This window comes from Novosphingobium sp. (assembly GCF_032093395.1).
Lineage (GTDB): Bacteria > Pseudomonadota > Alphaproteobacteria > Sphingomonadales > Sphingomonadaceae > Novosphingobium.
In genome coordinates this window covers 1-17,344 of record NZ_DAMDBA010000096.1, presented here as the reverse complement: position 1 = coordinate 17,344, position 17,344 = coordinate 1, and the positions used below count along the sequence as shown (strand labels likewise).

Sequence of the window (17,344 nt, the reverse complement as noted above, 5' to 3'; positions counted from 1 at the left end):
GGCTCATCACTTCGTTCATCTGCGAACGGATGCGCGCCATTTCGCTGAGGCCGGTCTCATGGATCTGTTCCGGCGTCCTGTCGAGCGTGACGAACTCGGCGATCTTCGACTGATAATAGGCCTTGCCGTCCGGCAGATCATAAGCCGCCAGCGTCTTGCGCGCGCCCTTCTCATATTCATTACGCATGAACGAGAGCAGCTTGACGTGCGCGGGCACGACGCCGTCGGAGATCAGCTTGCGGGCCTCGGCGCGCAGCTTTTCCTGCTCGGCGGCGGGGATCGTCGTGGGGAGCTTGCGGAACGGCTCGTAGAACGGCGAAGCCTCGACCGACTTGGCCTGCGTCACCAGTTCGATGCCCTTGTCACGTCCGGTGAGCGTGATCTGCGGGCCGGTGAAGCCGCGCTTCAGGCCGGCGCGCATGTTCTCGATCTGCTGGTCGTAGTAGCGCGGGATTTCGCGCAGCATTTCGAGGTAGTTGTCGGCGGCGGCCTTGTCCTTCAGCGGATTGCGCGCCCAGTCGGCCAGATCGCCCCAGAAGCTGGTGTCGGCGTTGAAGGGCTTTTCGTAGTCGCGGAAGCGCTGCGAGGCCAGAAGTGCGTCAACCTGGCCTTTGTAGACCGCAAAGTTCACGCGATTTGCGGGCGAAAGCTGCTTCTGGTCGATGGCAGCAAGCTGGCCTTCCACCTTCGTCCAGCAGGCAAGGCGGTCGGCCTGCGCCTTCGGTCCCAGGTCGGGCAGCACGATCTTGCTGTCCTTCGGCGTATCCTCGCAGGGGCCGATCTGCTTCTGGCGCCATTCGTATTCGGCAGTGTAGATCGCCTCGAAAGCCTGATCCGCCGTCTGCTTCTGGGAAACCTTCGCGGCGGGAGCGGCCTCTGCCGTGCCCGAAACCGCGCCCGAAACCGCAGGCGTGGCGACCAGTGCGGCGCCGGCCATCATCATGGCCCGGCCAACCGAATTCTTCACGTCATTTCCCCTTTCGAGAACCTCGAGAATATCCTGGTGGAGCTTGGCGGGAATCCGCAGCCCCTCCTTGTCGGATTGCGCGCGCGCGATCAGGCGGCGCGATCCCGGCAGGCGAGCGCCCTGCCCTTCGATCATGTCGAACATCGCTTCGGCGCGGCGCAAGTGATCCTCGACACCTTCACCTAGAAAGCCTGCCGGATCGATGGCGATGATGAACTCACCGCCGATGGGCGAGCCGCCGCGATCCTCGTCCGCCGCCATCGATTCCGCGCTGGTCATGTCGCCGATCAGCGGCCCAGCAAGCAGTTCGACCATGGCGGCGAGCGCAGAGCCCTTGTGTCCGCCGAAGGTGCGCATGGCGCCGTCGAGCACGGCCTTGGCATCGCTCGACGGATTGCCGTCCGCGTCATAACCCCAGTCGAGCGGGATTTCCTTGCCTGCCCGGCGATGCAGTTCGATCTCACCACGCGCAACCGCACTGGTGGCGAAGTCGAACACGAAAGGCGCGCGATCTGGACGCGGCCAACCGAAGGCGATCGGATTGGTGCCGAACACCGGCTTGGTCCCGCCCGCCGGCGCCACCCAGGAATGGCTGGGCGTGAAGGCGAAGGCGACGAGCCCCTGCTCGGCCAGCGCCTCGACCTCGGGCCAGAGCGCGGCGAAGTGGACCACGTTATTCAGCGCCATGGCGGCGATGCCAAACTTCCGCGCCTTGTCCACCAGCAGCGGCATGCCACGCTCGAAGGGAAGCTGGGCGAAGCCGCCCTTGCCGTCCACGCGCACCAGCGCCTGCGCCGGTTCGCTCACTTCCGGCACCGCATCGGGCACCACGACCCCGCGCTCGACCGAATTGGCCGCGACGAGGAGGCGGTAGAGCCCATGCGATGTGCAACCGTCCCGCTCCCCCGACACCATGGTGTGGGCGACGGCTGCGGCATGATCGGGCGCAAGGCCCCAGGCTTCGAGCACCGTGCGGGCGAGTTCGTCCGCTTCGGCAATCGTCAGGGCAACGTCTTCACTCAAGGACAGGCTCACTTCTTCTCGGTAAACAGGCGCACGCCGAAGACCGGACCGGCCGAGCTGCGGTCATGCGGCACGAAGCGCACCTTAACGCTGCTCTTGCCCTTGGTGAGAGCCTCGGGCAGCGGATAATCAACATCGAAGAACTTGCCGGCGGCATCGTTGTCGAGCTTCTGGGTGGCGATCTTCACATTGTCGACCAGGATGTCGAACACGCGCGAACGCTCGCTCCCCCAGTAGCTGGCCTGAAGCAGCAGCGGGCCCTGCTTTACCTTCATCTTGAACTCGAAATAGCCGCCCGAGCGGGCATCGCGTCCGTTACGGCCGCGATAGGAGACCGGGTAGGAGATTTCCGAGGTCAGTTCATGGTCTCGCTCGGGCTGCATTTCGCCCAGGTGCATGACATCGATCGAGCGGGCGGCCAGATCCTTCTGGCGGGCCTGCTCGGCCAGGAACGCGGCTTCTTCCGTCTTCCAGCCGCTCTCCGTGAAGCGCTTGAAATAGACAGCGCTGCGGCGATCGTACTGGCTGTAGAACGGCACGAACATGCGGTCACCGGGACGGATGATGCCGGTGGTCTGGAAGCGCGGGCGGTCCGAGACGATCGGCGCGAAGGCAGCCAGCGGATTGTCGCCGACCATGGCGGGCTCGACGCCGGTGAACTCCATTTCGGCCGGGCCCATATCCGCAGCCATGACCATCGGACCGCGAACGACCGCGACCACATCCTGCGATCCCTGCGCCGTTTCCAGGCGCAGTTCCAGCGGCAGGTTGAGCGTGATCACGTCGCCCTTCTTCCAGCGGCGGTCGATCACGGCATAGCCGCCGACCGGGGTCGAGGGCACCGAAGCGCCGTTGACGGCAACGGTTGCCTTGCCATTCGACCAGCCCGGAATGCGCAGCGCCACGGCAAACTTGCCCTGCTTCACGGCATCGAGCGTGATCTTCACGTCCGACTTGAAGGGGTAATCGGTGGCGATGGTGAAGGCTGCGCCCTTGGCCTTCCACTGCCCGGTCGACGGAATGTAGAGGTTGACGAAGAACGTGTCATCGCCTTCCCAGAAGATGGAATCGCCGTGCTTGGCATGGCTCTCCATGCCCGAGCCGACGCAGCACCAGAACGCTTCCTCGCCGGGGCCGGAATAGCCGCGCGCGGTGCCGCTCATCATCGGCGTCATATAGGTAAAGCCGCCGGTCTCGGGGTTCTGCGCCGACATGACGTGGTTGAGGTGCGCGCGCTCGTAATAGTCGAACAGCGCGCCGTCGGGCTGCCACGAATAAAGCTGACGGGTCAGCTTGAGCATGTTGTAGGTGTTGCAATGCTCACAGGTCGATTCCGTGAGGTGCAGCGCCACGGTGTCGGGCTCGAAGAAGTATTCGCGGTCGGCATTGCCGCCGATCACGTAGCTATGGTGCTTGGTCACGCGTTCCCAGAAAAAGCGCGCGGCGCGGCCCGGTTCGTCCTTGCCGGTCAGCTCGTGGATGCGGCCGAGGCCGATGAGCTTGGGCACCTGGGTGTTGGCGTGGAAGTTGGCAAGCTTGTCCTCTTGCGCCACGATCGGATCGAGCACCTTCTTGTCGTAAATGCGCTCGGCCACCTTCAGCCAGCGCAGGTCGCCGGTCTGGGCATAGAGTTCGGCATAGCTCTCGTTCAGGCCGCCATATTCGCAGCCGAGCAGTTCCTGCAGCTGCTTGTCGTCAAGCGCGGCGAAGACCTTCTCGAAGTAGCCGCCGAAAGCGGTGACGACGGCAAGCGCCTTGGGATTGCCCCAGGCGGCGTTGATGTCGAGCAGGCCCTGGAAATACTTGTGCACCGTATAGAGCGGAGACCACGATCCGTTGAGGTCGAACCCGCCCGACTTGATCTCGCCGCGCATGACCTCGGGGAAGATTTCCTGCCCGTCGACGACCTTGCCGTCCTTGGTCTTGCGGCCGAGAGCGCCGATATAACCATCCGTGCGCTGGGCCTGGCATTCGGCCAGTTCATCGACGATATAGTTCGCGCGGCGGCGGCATTCCGGGTTGCCGGTCTGCTGCCAGGCGAGCACCAGCGCGGTCATGTAGTGGCCGAGGGTGTGGCCGGCGATGGTGTCCGATTCCCAGCCGCCGTAGATCGGCGCCTTGGGTTCGAGCCCGGCATACTTGCGGAAATTGTGCAGGAAGCGATCGGGGCTCAACCACATCAGGTAGTCGAGATTGACGTTCACGGCCGTTGCATAGTCGGACGGCGCCAGGCGCACGTCGGTCAGCGGTAGCGGCTTCGCCTTGATCGGCAGCTTGGGAGCGACGACGGCCGCAAAGCCCTTGAGAGGGACAGAGCAAATAGCCAGCGCCGCCACGCCAGCCATCCATTCGCGCCGATTGGCCTGCATTTTAAAACCCCTATCGAATATCGTATACGGTATTGATAAACCGAGGGGGTTCGAAGTCAATCCTTTCTTTGTCGGAATTCCGCAAGCTTAACGGCGAAGGGCTACCTGGGTATCCGCGTGCGCCAATTCGATCAGCGTTATCATGGCCTTGCGCGCCTTAGCCGGGTTTTGCTCGGCGATCTGTGCGTAAAGCGCGTAATGCTCCGGCATGGGATCGCGCGGACTGTCCTTCTTGGCATGCTTGATCGTCGTGGTCGAAGCGATCGCGGTCGAAATCGAGTTCGAGAGCGCCTGCAACATCTCGTTGCGCGTCGCCTCCATCAGCAGTTCGTGAAACCGGATGTCGGCGGCGCGCCCCTTGGGGTTGGTGAGGGTGTAGCGCTCCATGGCTTCCAGCGCATTGCCCATGTCGAGCAATTGCCGCTGATCGCGGCGCAAAGCCGCCATTTCCGCTGCCTGAGGCTCCACCACCATGCGCAATTCGAACAGGTCGCGCAGGAAGTCGTCACTGGCACCACATTGAATTTGCCAGGAAAGCACGTCCGGATCGAGCAGGTTCCACTGTCGGCGCTCGTTGACGCGTGTTCCCGCCTTGGGACGGCTGCTGACCATGCCCTTGGCCGTCAACATCCGAAATGCCTCGCGCAATACCGAGCGGGATACGCCCAGAAGCTCCGCGTGTTCCACTTCGGCCGGGAACACATGTCCCGCGGGATAGCTGCCGTTGACGACTTGCGTAGCGAGCCGCTGAGCCACCGCATGATGCAAACGTCCGTTCATCAGCGGGATCTGTTCCATGGTCTCACTCGATCCCGTGCCCCGGTTTTTATCGGCCATCATGTTCGCTCTCGTCATTTGGCTACGGTCTGCGAGATCGAAACCGATTTAGCTAGTCAGAAAATGAGCAGATTATATATCGTATATTATGAGTAGCGGCGAATGCGGCTAGCGCAACGGAAAACGCAGCACCACGCCAAGGCCGGGGCGATTGTCCGAAAATTCCATCCGGGCGCCGTGAACTTGCGCAATCGCCGCAAGCATGCTGAGGCCCAGGCCGTCTCCCGGCACCGAGGCCGAACCTTCGGCGCGGAAAAAGGGCTCGGTGACCCGATCCAAGTCCGCCGGGAGCAGGCCCGGCCCATCGTCGAACACGCCCAGCACCAGTTCACCACCCTGTCGCCCGGCGCGAACATCGACGCGACTTCCTTCGGGCACGTGCTTGAGCGCATTGTCGAGCAGGTTGGAGATGGCCTGGAACACCATGTCGAGGTCGAGGTCCGCGACCAGCGGGCGATGCGCATCCAGCGTCAGAGCGATATCCCGGCGCTCTGCCTCCGGCTGGTAGAATTCCACGACGTCTTCCAGCAGTTGCACCACATCGGTGCGCTGGATGTGCAGCGTCGCCCTGCCTCCTTCGAGCCGCGAGATGCGGATCAGAGCGGCCAGTATACCGCGCAGCCGATTGGCTTCCGCGATCGCCTCGGCAACGCTGGCGGCGATCGCGGGTGAGGCGGCGGCGTCCTTGCAGACGTCCTGCTCCAGCACTTCCAGCTTGCCCGCCAGTCGCGCAAGCGGCGTGCGAAGTTCATGTGCGGCATTGTCCGACACGCGGCGCACCGTCTCGAACAGGCCCTCGATCCGCGAAAGCATCAGGTTCAACGTTGCCGAGAGCCGGTCGAAATCATCCTGAGTGCCGCGCACCGGCACGCGGCCCGAAAGATCGCCCTCCATCACCTGAAGCGCGGTGGACGTCACCGAATCGATACGCTTGCCGATGGCCCGGCTCATCAGCCAGCCCCCGGTTATTCCCAGCGCCAGCGATCCGCAAAGCATCCAGAGCGCCCCGGTGCGCAGAAGATCCTCGTCATCCACTATGTCCTGAACATCCCGCCCAACGATCAGGCGTCCGCCGTCGGGCATGGTTCGATCCCGGACGAAGGCGGAATGATCGATCTCGAAGCCATCGACGAACTTGTCCGCCTCGATAACGGAAAGATCGCTCGCCGCCGCAGGCGCCCAGCTCGGCAGATTGGCGGCAACGATCTGGCCACCGGGGGCGACGAGAACGTGAAACGGCATTCGGGCAGCAGGGGTATGCGCCCGCAAGTTCAGAGCCGAACGCGCGGCGTCGATCCCGGACTTGCGATAGATAGCGCCGATCCGCGCCGCTTCACCCTCCACAGCGACGCGCACCTCGGACATCGGCCGGATCACCCGCAACCAATAGCCCGCCGCGAACAGCAGCCCTACGGAAAGGCCGAAAAGCATCGCATAGGTCAGCGCCAGGCGAAACGACAGGCTGCGGAGAAGCCGGGTCATCGCCGCGTCACCCCGGCCACCGCGCAAGCTCATTCGGGCCGCATGACATAGCCCAGCCCCCTGATCGTGTGGATCAACGGCGCTTCCTCGTCATGCGCGATCTTCTGGCGCAGTTTCGAGATATGCTGGTCGATGATGTTGGTCTGCGGGTCGAAATTGTAGTCCCAGACGTTTTCGAGGAGCATGGAACGCGTCACCACCCGACCGGCGTTTCGGGCGAGATATGCCAGGATGCGCAACTCGCGCAGCGTCAGGTTGATGCGGCGCCCTGCTCGCGAGACCACATGGGCGACCAGATCGATTTCCAGGTCTGCCACGCGCAAATGGTCGCTGGGTTCGGAAACGGTTGCGTTCCGCCGCCCGAGACTGTCCACCCGCGCCAGCAGTTCGGACATGGCGAAGGGCTTGGCCATGTAATCGTCGCCGCCGGCGCGCAAGCCCCGTACCCGCTCGTCGACATCGCCCAGCGCACTGACGATCAGCACCGGCGTGGCGTTTTCCGTGGCGCGCAGGGCCGCCAGCACCTTGAGCCCGTCGAGCGAGGGCAACATGCGATCGAGGACGATCACGTCATAGGTCTCACAAGTGGCCTGGACCAGTCCTTCGCGCCCATCGGCGCGATGCTCCACGATATGCCCGGCCTCCCTCAGGCCCGCCGCGACATGGGCGGCAAGGCTGTCATCGTCTTCGACTAGCAGTATCTGCATGCTTCCAGGTGTCCGCGCGGTCAGGCAAGTGACGGAAACGGGCTTCGTACCTCCGCCGAGCCGCCCCGTCGAGAGCGCCGCATTCCGCGCACCCCACGCGCACATGGGCAAATACAAATGTTTCCGCAATCAAGCGGAGACCTGTCTGCCGCAAGGGGGGCCATGACTTCCCCTGCAGCGCACCCCGTCCCGATGCCATCCCTGCCCTCCACGCTCAAGAGCGCCCGGCCCGGCCTGATCCATGTGCTGGCGATCGGCGGCGCGCACCAGCTGCCGCATATCGTGCCGGTCGCCTGCGAACTGGAACGCCGTCATCCGGGCACGGTGACTGTCTTCGTCCCACGATCCGCGGATGCGCGGGCGGTCCGGGATCTGGCCGCCACCATGGGCCTTCCGCTGCCGGCCCTGGTGGAAATGCGCCTTCCCAAGGCGCTGAATGCCGTCGTTCCCGGCTTCGCCCGCAAGCTTGCGCGGCTGGTCTACTGGTCGCCGCTGCTGCGCGACGCGGAAGTCATCCTCTGCGCGGAACGGACTTCCACGATCCTGCCCCGGCTGTGGAAGCAATGCCCGCCGCTGGTCCATATTCCCCACGGGGCGGGTGACCGCGCGGTGGGTTTCGAAAAGCGTTTCGAGCTGTTCGACCATGTCATAGTTGCCGGCGCCAAGGACCGCGACCGGCTGCTCGAAGCCGGGCTGGTGACTCCGGAGAATTGCACCGCGGCTGGCCCCATCAAGCTGGCCGCGATGTTGCGCACCGGGATCCATCGGGCGCCGCTGTTCGCCAACGACCGCAAGATCATCCTCTACAATCCACACTTCACGAAAAAACTGAATTCCTTCGATGTCTTCGCCAAAAAGCTGATCGAAGCCGTCCTGCGCGACGGGCGCTACAATCTCGTCGTTGCACCGCATGTGCGCATGGCATCCCGCTGGTCCCCCGCGCGGCGCCGCGAATGGGAAGCACTGGCCGTTCCGGATCGGGTCATCATCGATCTCGGCTCACCGCGCTGCAATGACATGACCTATACCTTCGGCGCCGATCTCTATCTCGGTGACGTGAGCAGCCAGGTCTACGAATTCCTGGTTCGCCCGCGCCCCTGCCTGTTCGTCAATGCCCACGATGCGCAGTGGCACGAGTCCGAGGACTACGCGATGTGGCACTTCGGCGACGTGATCACGCCCGACGCCGATCCCATCGCGGCCATCGACCAGGCCTTCGCGGACCATCGCGCCTATGTGGCCTGGCAGAAGGAGCGCATGCGCTACTCGATCGGCGGCCTGGACTGGAAGCCCGATGGAACGCCCTTCCTGGCAGGGGGCGATCCGATCGATCTGGCCGCCGACACCGTCTCGCGCATTGCCGGGTTTCAGCCCGTCCCGCCCATGGCGCGCACGTAAGCCACGTTCGCCCGCATCCGCGCCGTCTGCACGCTGATCCAGGACCGCTGCGCGTCGAGCGCATCGGTCTGCGCCGTCACCACTTCGAGATAGTCGGCCGCGCCGTCCCGATAGCGCGACAAGGCGATCTCGCTCGTGCGCTGGGCGGCCTCTGCAGCCTCACCCTGGGCCGAGGCCTGGGTTTCCAGGTGGTGCATCGCCGCGATGGCATCCTCAACATCCTGGAAAGCACCTAGCACGGTGCCGCGATAATTGGCGGCCACTTCCTCGTATTCGGCGCGCGATATCCTGACCTGCGACTTGCGTGCTCCGCCATCGAACAGCGTCATCAGCGCCGAGAGCGGACCGAGCGACCAGAAGGTGTTGGGTGTCTTCAGCAAATCGCCGTGCGTCGTCTGCCAGCCACCGGCAGCACCGAGCCCGACCGAAGGAAACCACGCCGCCTTGGCCACGCCGATGCGGGCATTGGCAGCGAACACCCGGCGTTCCGCAGCGGCGATGTCCGGCCGGCGCTGGAGCAGCTCCGACGGCACGCCAACCGCGATGTCCGGCACATCCAGCATGTCGCTGCGGGCGGCCAGTGAGAACTCCGAAGGCAGCACGCCGGTCAGCGCGGCCAGTTCATGCTCGGTGGCCGCGCGCTCGTTGGCAACGGCCGAGACTTGCGCCCTGGCATTCCCCAGCACCGTGCGTGCACGGTTTACATCGATGCCGGAAGCGATCCCGCCCGAATGACGCGTATCGGTGAGCTTCAGCGCCCGCTCGAATGCGGCAACCGAGCGATTCAGCAAATCCGCCTGGGCATCGAGCCCGCGCAGGCGCAAATAGGCGTCCGCCACCGAAGCCTGGAGGCTGAGCTTCGCGGAAGCGAGATCGCCACCGGACGCTACCGCTTCGGCATTGGCAGCCTTCACGGAATTGCGCACGCGGCCCCACAGGTCCAGTTCGTAGGACAAGCTACCACCGACCACGAAGTTGTCGTAAGTCCGGGCCGTACCGGTCGACAACGGGCGTCCGGCGGAAACGCGATCGCGTGAGGCTTCTCCGCTGACGCCCACCGTGGGATAGAGGTCGGAGGCGGCAACTCCCGCAGCGGCGCGCGCCTGGTCGTAGCGGGCAAGTGCCGCAGCCAGCGTAGGGCTGGCGGCTTCGGCCCGCTTCTCGAGATCGTCGAGCGCGGGATCCGCGAACATGGTCCACCATTCGCCGCGCGCTTCCGCATCGCGAGGGACGGCCTGCGACCAGCCCTCGATTTCGCGGAACGCTGGCGGAGCGGCAGTTTCAGGCGCGTGATAGTCGGGCGCCATCGAGCACCCGGCCATGGAACATCCGGCGAGCAGCAGCGCCGCGACTGTGGGGAACCTAGCCGCCATGGGCCGCCCCCTTGGCGGTCGTGGCGGCGGCGGGCTTCTGAATCTTCACCTCGTCGCCGCTGCGCATCGAGTCGGGCGGACTGTCCACCACGCGATCGCCCTGCTTGACCCCAACCGAGACGATCACCGTCTTGCCAAGATCACGCGCGATAGTGACCGGCCGCACCGTTACGCGGCCGTTCGCGCCGACAACGGCCACGCTCGGGCCATTCTCCGTATAAAGGATCGTGCTGCCCGGCAGCGTCAGGCCCTGCACGCCGCCCGCCACGTCGAAATGGGCTTCGACGAAGGCGCCGGGCTTGAGAGCGCCCTCGCTGTTGTCCGCCTGGACTTCCACGAGAACCGCGCCGGATTGAGCATCGACGGCACCGGCGCTGCGGGTGACGGTGCCGGGGAAAGTACGGCCCGGAAATTCCGGCAGGGTAAGGTTGACGGCGACGCCCTGCTTCACTTGCGCGGAATAGATCTGCGGCACACGCACGTAGATGCGCATGCGGTGCACGTCGGACACCGTGAACAGCGGCTGCGCGGCGGCGTTGCCGGCCACCACCAGCGCGCCGATCTGCGCCGAACGGCTGGTCACGACGCCTGCGAAAGGCGCCGAGAGCCGCGTAAACCCACGCGTCGCCTCAAGCTCGCGCACGCTGGCCAGTGCGGCATTGGCCAGTGCGGTCTTGGCGGCGAGATCGCCCGCCTTCTCGTCCACTTCCTGCTGCGAAACGGCGTCCTGCTTGAGCATCGCGCTCCAGCGCTTGGACGTGGTGGCGGCAAGGCGCTGGTTGGCGAGCGCGGTCTGGTAGTCCGCCTTGGCCTGCGCCAGTTGCTGGTCCACTTCCGGCGCGTCCAGCACGGCAAGCGTCTGCCCGGCGCCGACCCGATCGCCGATATCGGCCTGCCAGCTGCGGACATAGCCGTTGGTGCGGGCATAGATCGCCGCGCTGTTGAAGGCCTGCGCGGTGCCCGGCAAGGCCAGCCCGCCCGCATCTCCTGCGCCTGCCGGGGTCACTACAGCGACGGTGGGCACGGCGGCTTCCTCCGCCACGGCCTCCAGATCGCGCGTGGCACTGAGGCGCGTGGCGATACCCGCGCCGACCACGGCCAGCGCGATCACCGCCGCGCCCAGCCCCACCCGCTTCAGAGTGCGGGTCTGTGGTCCGGTAGGCGAGTGAGCGGGTTCGGAGATAGAATCATGCATGGGCGGCCTGCACTTCCTGGGGGACTTCCTTCTCGCGGCGACGGCCGTGGACGAAGGCGAAGACGGTGGGAACGAAAAGAAGGGTGGCAATGGTGGCGCAGATCAGGCCGCCGACGACGGCGCGGCCGAGCGGCGCGTTCTGCTCGCCGCCTTCACCCAGGCCGAGCGCCATGGGGCCCATGCCGATGATCATGGCGAGTGCCGTCATCAGCACCGGACGGAAGCGGACGAGGCCGGCTTCCATCGCCGCCTTCACCGGATCGCCCAGTTCGGCCAGCTTTTCGCGCGCGAAGCTGACGACGAGGATCGAGTTGGCGGTGGCCACGCCCATGCACATGATCGCGCCGGTCAGCGCCGGGACCGACAATGTGGTCCCGGTGGCGAAGAGCATCCAGACGATGCCCGCAAGCGCCGCCGGAAGCGCGGTGATGATCACGAAGGGATCGAGCCAGGACTGGAAGTTGACCACGATCAGCAGATAGATCAGCACGACCGCGGCCAGCAGGCCCCAGCCAAGGCCGGAAAATGCGGTGTTCATCGTCTGATACTGGCCGCGGATGGTGATCGTCGAACCCTTCGGCGCTTCGGCCTTGAGTTCGTCGATCGCGCGCTGGACATCGCCTGCCACCGCGCCAAGGTCGCGCCCCTGCGGCGTGCCGTAGATGTCGATGACCGGGGCGATGTTGTAGTGCGAGACGACCGGGGCCGTGGTCGAGCGGTTCACCGTTGCCAGCGCGCCCAGGGGCTGCGGGCGTGTACCGGCAGCGGCACCCGAAACCGGCAGGTTCGACAGCTTGGTCAGCGAATCCACAGCATATTCCGGCGCCTGCGCGACCACGGCGTACTGCACGCCATTGTCGGGGTTTACGAAGAACACCGGCGCGGTCTGCGAGGTACCCGCGAGCGAGTTGCCGAGGCTGGTGGTCACGTCGCGTTCGGTGAGGCCGTATTGGCCGGCACGGGCGCGGTCCACGTCGACGTCGAGCTGCGGAGAGTTGGCGGGCTGCTGAAGGCGCATGTCGGCCAGGCCGGGAATGCGGGCCATCTTCGCCATCAGCTTCTGCGCATAGACGCGCGAGGCGGCCAGATCCTTGCCGGCGATCTGGACGTCGATCGGGGAAGGCGAACCGAAGTTCAGGATCTGGCTGGTGATGTCGGCCGGCAGGAACGAGAACTGCGTGCCGGGGAACTGGCGCGGCAGTTCTCGGCGCAGCGTCTCGACATAGCCTTCGGTCGGCGCATGCCCCTTGTTCAGGGTGATCAGCATGTCGCCGTCCTGCGGACCAATGGTGCCACTGTTGTTGTAGACGGTGTTGATCGAGCTGACCGGCAGGCCGATGTTGTCGGTGATCGAGCCCAGTTCCGATTGCGGGATGACCTTGCGCACGTCTTCGGCAATCCGCTGGAAGCGCAGGGCCGTCTCGTCGATGCGGGTGCCCACGGGGACGCGGACGTGCATCGCGATCTGGCCGGAATCTACGGTCGGGAAGAAGTTGCTGCCCAGGAACGGCATCAGTCCGAACGAGACGACGACGATCGCCAGGAACCCGAGCATGAAGGCCCTTTGGCCCTGGAGTGCCCGATGGAGAATGCCGAGGTAGCCGTCACGCAGTTTCTCGAAGCGGGCCTCGAAGCCGCGCTGGAACCGCACCAGCGGATTGCGCGAGCCCGGCGTTCCGGCGTTGTGGTGGTTCTCGCCATGCGGAGCGTGCGGCTTCAGCAGGTACATCGCCAGAGTCGGCACCAGGGTGCGCGACAGCACGAAGGACGCGATCATCGCGAAGACCACCGACAGCGCCATCGGCACGAACAGATAGCCCGCCACGCCCGGCAGGAAGAACATGGGCACGAAGACGATGCAGATGCAAAGCAGCGAGACGAAGGCCGGGGTGACGATCTGGGCGGCGCCGTCGAGGATCGCCTCCATCACGCCCTTGCCCTGTTCGAGGTGCCAGTTGATGTTTTCGATCGTGACCGTGGCGTCGTCGACGAGGATGCCGACCGCCAGCGCCAGGCCGCCCAGCGTCATCACGTTCAGGGTCTGGCCGAACACCGCCAGCATGGCGATCGCGGCGAGGACGGCGAGCGGGATGGACAGGGCGATGATGACCGTCGAGCGCCAGGAACCGAGGAACAGCAGGATCATCAGCGAGGTCAGCGCGGCGGCGATGGCGCCTTCGTGGATGACGCCGTTGACGGCGGCCTTCACGAACAGCGATTGGTCGCCGACCGGCAGGATCTTGAGGCTGTCCGGCAGGGTTTCGGCGATCTTCGGCAAGGCCGACTTGACGCCGTCGACGATGGAGAGCGTGGACGTCGCGCCGTTCTTGAGCACGGTGAGCAGCGCCGAGCGGCGGCCCTCGACATGAACGACGTTCTGCTGCTGGGCGCTGCCGTCCCGCACATAGGCGACATCGCGCATGTAGATCGTGGCGCCGTTGACCACCTTCACGGGCAGGTCGTTCAGCGCTGCGATCGAATCCGGCGTGTTGTTCAGGCGAACCGAATACTGGGTTTCCCCGATCTTCACGAAACCGGCCGGATTGATCTGGTTCTGCGAGGCGATGGCGTTGCCGACATCGACGGCGGAGAGTCCCTTGGACTGAAGCGCCTGCGGGTCGAGATCGATCTGGACCTGGCGCTGGCGACCGCCCGAAGGGAACGGCATGGCGAGGCCCGGGATCGTCACCAGGCCGGTGCGGATCTGGTTCTGGCCGATATCGAAGAGCTGCTGCTCGGTCATGCCCTCGCCCGAGAGCGCGAGCTGGAGGATCGGCACGGTGGAAGCGCTATAGTTCAGGATCAGCGGCGGCGTGATGCCCGGCGGCATCTGGCGCAGCACCGTCTGCGAAACCGAGGTGACCTGCGCCGTTGCCGTGCGGATGTCAGCGCCGGGCTGGAAGTAGATCTTGACGATGCCGGTGCCCTGGAGCGACTGGCTTTCGATATGCTCGATATCGTTGACCGTGGTGGTCAGCACGCGCTCATAGGGCGTGACGATGCGATCCGTCATGTCCTGTGGCGCAAGGCCGGTGTAGGTCCAGGCGACGGCGATGACCGGCACCTTGATTTCCGGGAAGATATCGACAGGCGTGCGGAACGCCGCAAGCAAACCGCCAATGGCAATGAGAATGGCCATGACGATGAACGTCAGGGGACGGTGCAGCGCGGTCTTGACGATACCTAACATCGCGAACTCCATGGGCCGCCCGGCACGCGGAAAGCGTGCTGGACAGGCGAATTCCTCTCCGGCTCATGTTTTGGTTGGTTTCCGCCGCTGCTACCCTCCCCGCCTTGCGGCGCGGAAACGGACGGGAAATCCTGCTGGAATAGTTCAGCCCCTAACGACCCATGACGCGTTAGAAAAATGCGCTGAACGGAATACTCTCATGAACCAGTTTCATGATTGTTTCCGAATGGTAACAGCTGCATCCCGGTATGCGGGCGTTCCGGTCAGCCCGGCTCAAGAAAAACGACCCGGAAGTCGCCCCGTTCCACGTCCGATAAAGTGTGCTGCGTAAAATGAAGCAGGCCATCGTCGGGGTGCCGGAACGTACGCTCCCCGCCTTCGCGCGCCAGTACCGTCTGCGCATTCCAGGCGGCGCGAAATTCCGGACTTTCGTCCTGAAGGCCCTGGACCAGCTTCGTCACGCGGGGGTCTGCCATGCCGTGGCCGTAATCGCGCCGAAACTCGGCCAGCACGCGTGCGGCGCGTTCGCTCCAGTCGGGGAGGAGCTGCCGCGCCGCTGGATGCGTAAAGATGTAGCGCAGCAGATTGGGTACATTGCCATCCTCGAAAAGTCCGATGAATAGCCGACGCGCAGCCCCATTCGCCGCGCAGATCGACCAGGCCGGATCGAGCGCATAGCAAGGCCAGTCCATCCGCCCGACCAGCGCGGCGATGGCGGCAGGGGCAGACGCCCCGGCCTTCGCGGAAAGATCAAGGGGATCGTGCCGTCCGGCAAGGGAGAACAGATAATCGCGTTCGGCGGCCGAGAGACTGAGGCCCCCTGCCAAACGCGCAAGCGTCTCGGCCGAAGGGCGAACGTCGCGCCCTTGCTCGATCCAGGCGATCCACGTCGTGCCGATGGCCGCCCGTGCCGCCAGTTCCTCCCGCCGAAGGCCTGGCGTTCTGCGCCGACGGTCGTGCCCTTCCGGCGTCATGCTTTCCCGCCGGGCACGAACGAAAGCGCCAAGCGACTTGCGCTGATCTTCAGATTGCATGGTGGTCTTTATAACAGGATAACTATGTTCATTGTAACAGGCTATGATCGTGCCAGACGGATTTCCGCAAGGAGATACCCATGACCAGCACCCACAAGACCCGCTATCAGTTGGTGGACGGCCAGTTCGGCTCGAAGGCTTCAGCCTATGTCACCAGCAAGGTCCATGCGGAGGGCACCGATCTCGACCGGATCGCCATTCGCGCCAGCGAGGTACAGCCGCGCCACGCCCTGGACCTCGGTGCCGGGGGAGGACATGTCAGCTATGCCGTGGCGCGGCACGCATCGCAGGTGACGGCCTGCGATCTCGCCCCACGGATGCTGGCCGTGATTGCCGCCGAAGCGGAAAGACGCGGCATCGCCAACATCGTCACGCAAGCGGCCGCCGCCGAGGCCTTGCCCCTCGCGGATGACGACTTCGACTTCCTCGCGTGTCGCTTTTCCACCCACCATTGGCGGTGCGCCGAGGCGGGTCTGCGAGAGGCGCGCCGCGTGCTGACACCCGGCGCGCCTGCCTTGTTCATGGACGTGATCGCGCCCCCCGATCCGGCTGCCGATACGCATCTGCAAGCGGTGGAACTGCTGCGCGACCTGTCGCACGTACGGGACTATTCCGCAGCACAGTGGCAGGCCATGCTGGGCAACGCGGGCTTTTCGGTCGTCTCGACCACTGCCGGTCGCCTGCGCATGGACTTCGCGGATTGGACCGCCCGCATGCGCACCCCTCCCGAACGGATCGCCGCGATCCGCTCGCTTCAGGGTGCAGCCGGCAGCGAAGTCTCCAGCCACTTCGCCATCGAGGCGGACGGATCTTTCACGCTCGACACATTGCTGATCGAGGCGATCTAGGGCGTAAGCTCATGAACGGCACCGTCGAGGCGAAATCCGTTGCGACAAGCGAACCGGCAGCCTGCACATTTTCCGAGTCATCAGATGATTCCATCTGATCAGGAAATGCTCTAGGCAAAGCCCATGATGACGCTCCAGACTTGGTGGCTTTACGCTTTCGCCGTTTTCCTGCTTTCGGGAACGCCCGGACCCAACATGCTCCACGTGATGACGCGAAGCGTGGAACTGGGCTTCCGGCGCAGCCTTTCGGCCATGGCGGGATGCATGCTGGCGATCGCGCTGGTACTTGCAGCCTCGGCGGCGGGATTGACCGCGCTGCTCAAGGCCATACCGGGCGCTTTCGAGGTGTTGCGCTATCTCGGCGTGGCCTACCTCGTCTATCTGGGCATCAAGTCCTGGAGGGCCGAAGTCTCTGCCGAAGATCCAGCCAGAGCCGACATGACCCGGCGCAATTCGCCGATGGCGCTGTTTCGCGGCGGGTTCACGATCGCCATCAGCAACCCCAAGCTGCTGCTGTTCGCCGCCGCCTTCTTTCCGCAGTTCATCGATCCCGCACAGCCCAAAGCGCCGCAATTCGCCATTCTCGTGGGCACCTTCACGGTTATCGAGATGTGCTGGTACTGCACTTATGCGCTGGCGGGGGGCACGCTTTCCGCGCATCTGCGGCGGCCTTCGGTGAAGCGTCTGTTCAACCGGGCGACCGGATCGATCTTCGTCGGCTTCGGAGCGGCGCTGCTTACCTCACGCGCCGCCTGAAACCGGGCCTGAAACTGGGCCTGAAACCGCGTAACAGGTTCCGACCCCAAGGCGCCCGCGGGTCGAAGATCGATCCGCGAGCGCATACCCGGAAGAACCGGCTTGGGCCTGTCAGGCTACGGAAGCGAGCCTGAAGCCGCGGGCCTGAGCACCGGTGTCGAAGCG

At 64.9% G+C, this 17,344-nt stretch carries 12 protein-coding genes; 3 read left to right on the top strand and 9 right to left on the bottom strand.

The genetic code is table 11. The annotated features are described in order from the left end of the window. The 5 genes from RT424_RS21460 to RT424_RS21440 all read right to left on the bottom strand — a co-directional run. On the bottom strand, nucleotides 1–1,990 hold a 1,990-nt coding region (locus tag RT424_RS21460; protein WP_313442384.1), incomplete at its 3' end, for an Ldh family oxidoreductase. A gap of 8 nt (nucleotides 1,991–1,998) precedes the next feature. Next, the gene (locus RT424_RS21455) at nucleotides 1,999–4,359 is read right to left on the bottom strand and encodes a glycoside hydrolase family 127 protein (RefSeq protein ID WP_313442382.1); all 2,361 of its coding nucleotides are present in this window, start codon (nucleotides 4,357–4,359) and stop codon (nucleotides 1,999–2,001) included. A gap of 87 nt (nucleotides 4,360–4,446) precedes the next feature. Continuing rightward, nucleotides 4,447–5,196, bottom strand: a complete 750-nt coding sequence (locus RT424_RS21450) for a FadR/GntR family transcriptional regulator (protein WP_313442380.1) — start codon at nucleotides 5,194–5,196, stop codon at nucleotides 4,447–4,449. Between the two features lie 108 nt (nucleotides 5,197–5,304). Further along, nucleotides 5,305–6,678: a HAMP domain-containing sensor histidine kinase gene (locus RT424_RS21445; protein ID WP_313442378.1), complete on the bottom strand. Its 1,374-nt coding sequence runs from the start codon at nucleotides 6,676–6,678 to the stop codon at nucleotides 5,305–5,307. Nucleotides 6,679–6,707: 29 nt separating this feature from the next. Then, a complete protein-coding gene (locus tag RT424_RS21440) occupies nucleotides 6,708–7,385 on the bottom strand; it encodes a response regulator transcription factor (protein WP_313442376.1) in 678 nt (225 codons plus the stop codon). A gap of 192 nt (nucleotides 7,386–7,577) precedes the next feature. Here RT424_RS21440 and RT424_RS21435 point away from each other — a divergent pair, with 192 nt between their 5' ends. Further along, nucleotides 7,578–8,783, top strand: coding sequence for a glycosyl transferase (locus RT424_RS21435; protein WP_313442374.1), 1,206 nt, complete (start codon nucleotides 7,578–7,580; stop codon nucleotides 8,781–8,783). On the opposite strand, the gene RT424_RS21430 is transcribed toward RT424_RS21435, so the two are convergent. The 4 genes from RT424_RS21430 to RT424_RS21415 all read right to left on the bottom strand — a co-directional run bounded on the left by RT424_RS21430 (nucleotide 8,753) and on the right by RT424_RS21415 (nucleotide 15,575). Then, nucleotides 8,753–10,156 (bottom strand): efflux transporter outer membrane subunit, encoded by a 1,404-nt coding sequence (locus tag RT424_RS21430; RefSeq protein WP_313442372.1) that lies wholly within the window; start codon nucleotides 10,154–10,156, stop codon nucleotides 8,753–8,755. The two genes, RT424_RS21435 and RT424_RS21430, sit on opposite strands and share 31 nt — an antisense overlap. Next, nucleotides 10,146–11,351, bottom strand: coding sequence for an efflux RND transporter periplasmic adaptor subunit (locus RT424_RS21425; protein ID WP_313442370.1), 1,206 nt, complete (start codon nucleotides 11,349–11,351; stop codon nucleotides 10,146–10,148). Before RT424_RS21425 ends, RT424_RS21430 begins: the two co-directional genes overlap by 11 nt. After that, nucleotides 11,344–14,541 (bottom strand): efflux RND transporter permease subunit, encoded by a 3,198-nt coding sequence (locus RT424_RS21420; RefSeq protein ID WP_313442367.1) that lies wholly within the window; start codon nucleotides 14,539–14,541, stop codon nucleotides 11,344–11,346. The genes RT424_RS21425 and RT424_RS21420 overlap by 8 nt, the downstream gene beginning before the upstream one ends. Before the next feature lie 263 nt (nucleotides 14,542–14,804). Next, entirely contained in the window at nucleotides 14,805–15,575 is a 771-nt protein-coding gene (locus RT424_RS21415) for a helix-turn-helix transcriptional regulator (protein WP_313442365.1), read from the bottom strand. Between the two features lie 80 nt (nucleotides 15,576–15,655). On the opposite strand from RT424_RS21415, the gene RT424_RS21410 reads away from it, so the two are divergent. Together RT424_RS21410 and RT424_RS21405 are read left to right on the top strand one after the other, a co-directional pair. After that, nucleotides 15,656–16,423: a class I SAM-dependent methyltransferase gene (locus tag RT424_RS21410; protein ID WP_313442363.1), complete on the top strand. Its 768-nt coding sequence runs from the start codon at nucleotides 15,656–15,658 to the stop codon at nucleotides 16,421–16,423. A 126-nt stretch (nucleotides 16,424–16,549) separates the two neighbouring features. Further along, nucleotides 16,550–17,179: a LysE family translocator gene (locus RT424_RS21405; protein WP_313442386.1), complete on the top strand. Its 630-nt coding sequence runs from the start codon at nucleotides 16,550–16,552 to the stop codon at nucleotides 17,177–17,179. Nucleotides 17,180–17,344: the final 165 nt, after the last annotated feature.

Bases quoted from the DNA above. Each gene is read 5' to 3' on its own strand.
- RT424_RS21420 (WP_313442367.1), bottom strand. From the start codon at position 14,541: ATGTTAGGTATCGTCAAGACCGCGCTGCACCGTCCCCTGACGTTCATC.
- RT424_RS21435 (WP_313442374.1), top strand. From the start codon at position 7,578: ATGCCATCCCTGCCCTCCACGCTCAAGAGCGCCCGGCCCGGCCTGATC.
- RT424_RS21410 (WP_313442363.1), top strand. From the start codon at position 15,656: ATGACCAGCACCCACAAGACCCGCTATCAGTTGGTGGACGGCCAGTTC.
- RT424_RS21445 (WP_313442378.1), bottom strand. From the start codon at position 6,678: ATGACCCGGCTTCTCCGCAGCCTGTCGTTTCGCCTGGCGCTGACCTAT.
- RT424_RS21430 (WP_313442372.1), bottom strand. From the start codon at position 10,156: ATGGCGGCTAGGTTCCCCACAGTCGCGGCGCTGCTGCTCGCCGGATGT.
- RT424_RS21425 (WP_313442370.1), bottom strand. From the start codon at position 11,351: ATGCATGATTCTATCTCCGAACCCGCTCACTCGCCTACCGGACCACAG.
- RT424_RS21415 (WP_313442365.1), bottom strand. From the start codon at position 15,575: ATGCAATCTGAAGATCAGCGCAAGTCGCTTGGCGCTTTCGTTCGTGCC.
- RT424_RS21455 (WP_313442382.1), bottom strand. From the start codon at position 4,359: ATGCAGGCCAATCGGCGCGAATGGATGGCTGGCGTGGCGGCGCTGGCT.
- RT424_RS21450 (WP_313442380.1), bottom strand. From the start codon at position 5,196: ATGGCCGATAAAAACCGGGGCACGGGATCGAGTGAGACCATGGAACAG.
- RT424_RS21405 (WP_313442386.1), top strand. From the start codon at position 16,550: ATGACGCTCCAGACTTGGTGGCTTTACGCTTTCGCCGTTTTCCTGCTT.
- RT424_RS21440 (WP_313442376.1), bottom strand. From the start codon at position 7,385: ATGCAGATACTGCTAGTCGAAGACGATGACAGCCTTGCCGCCCATGTC.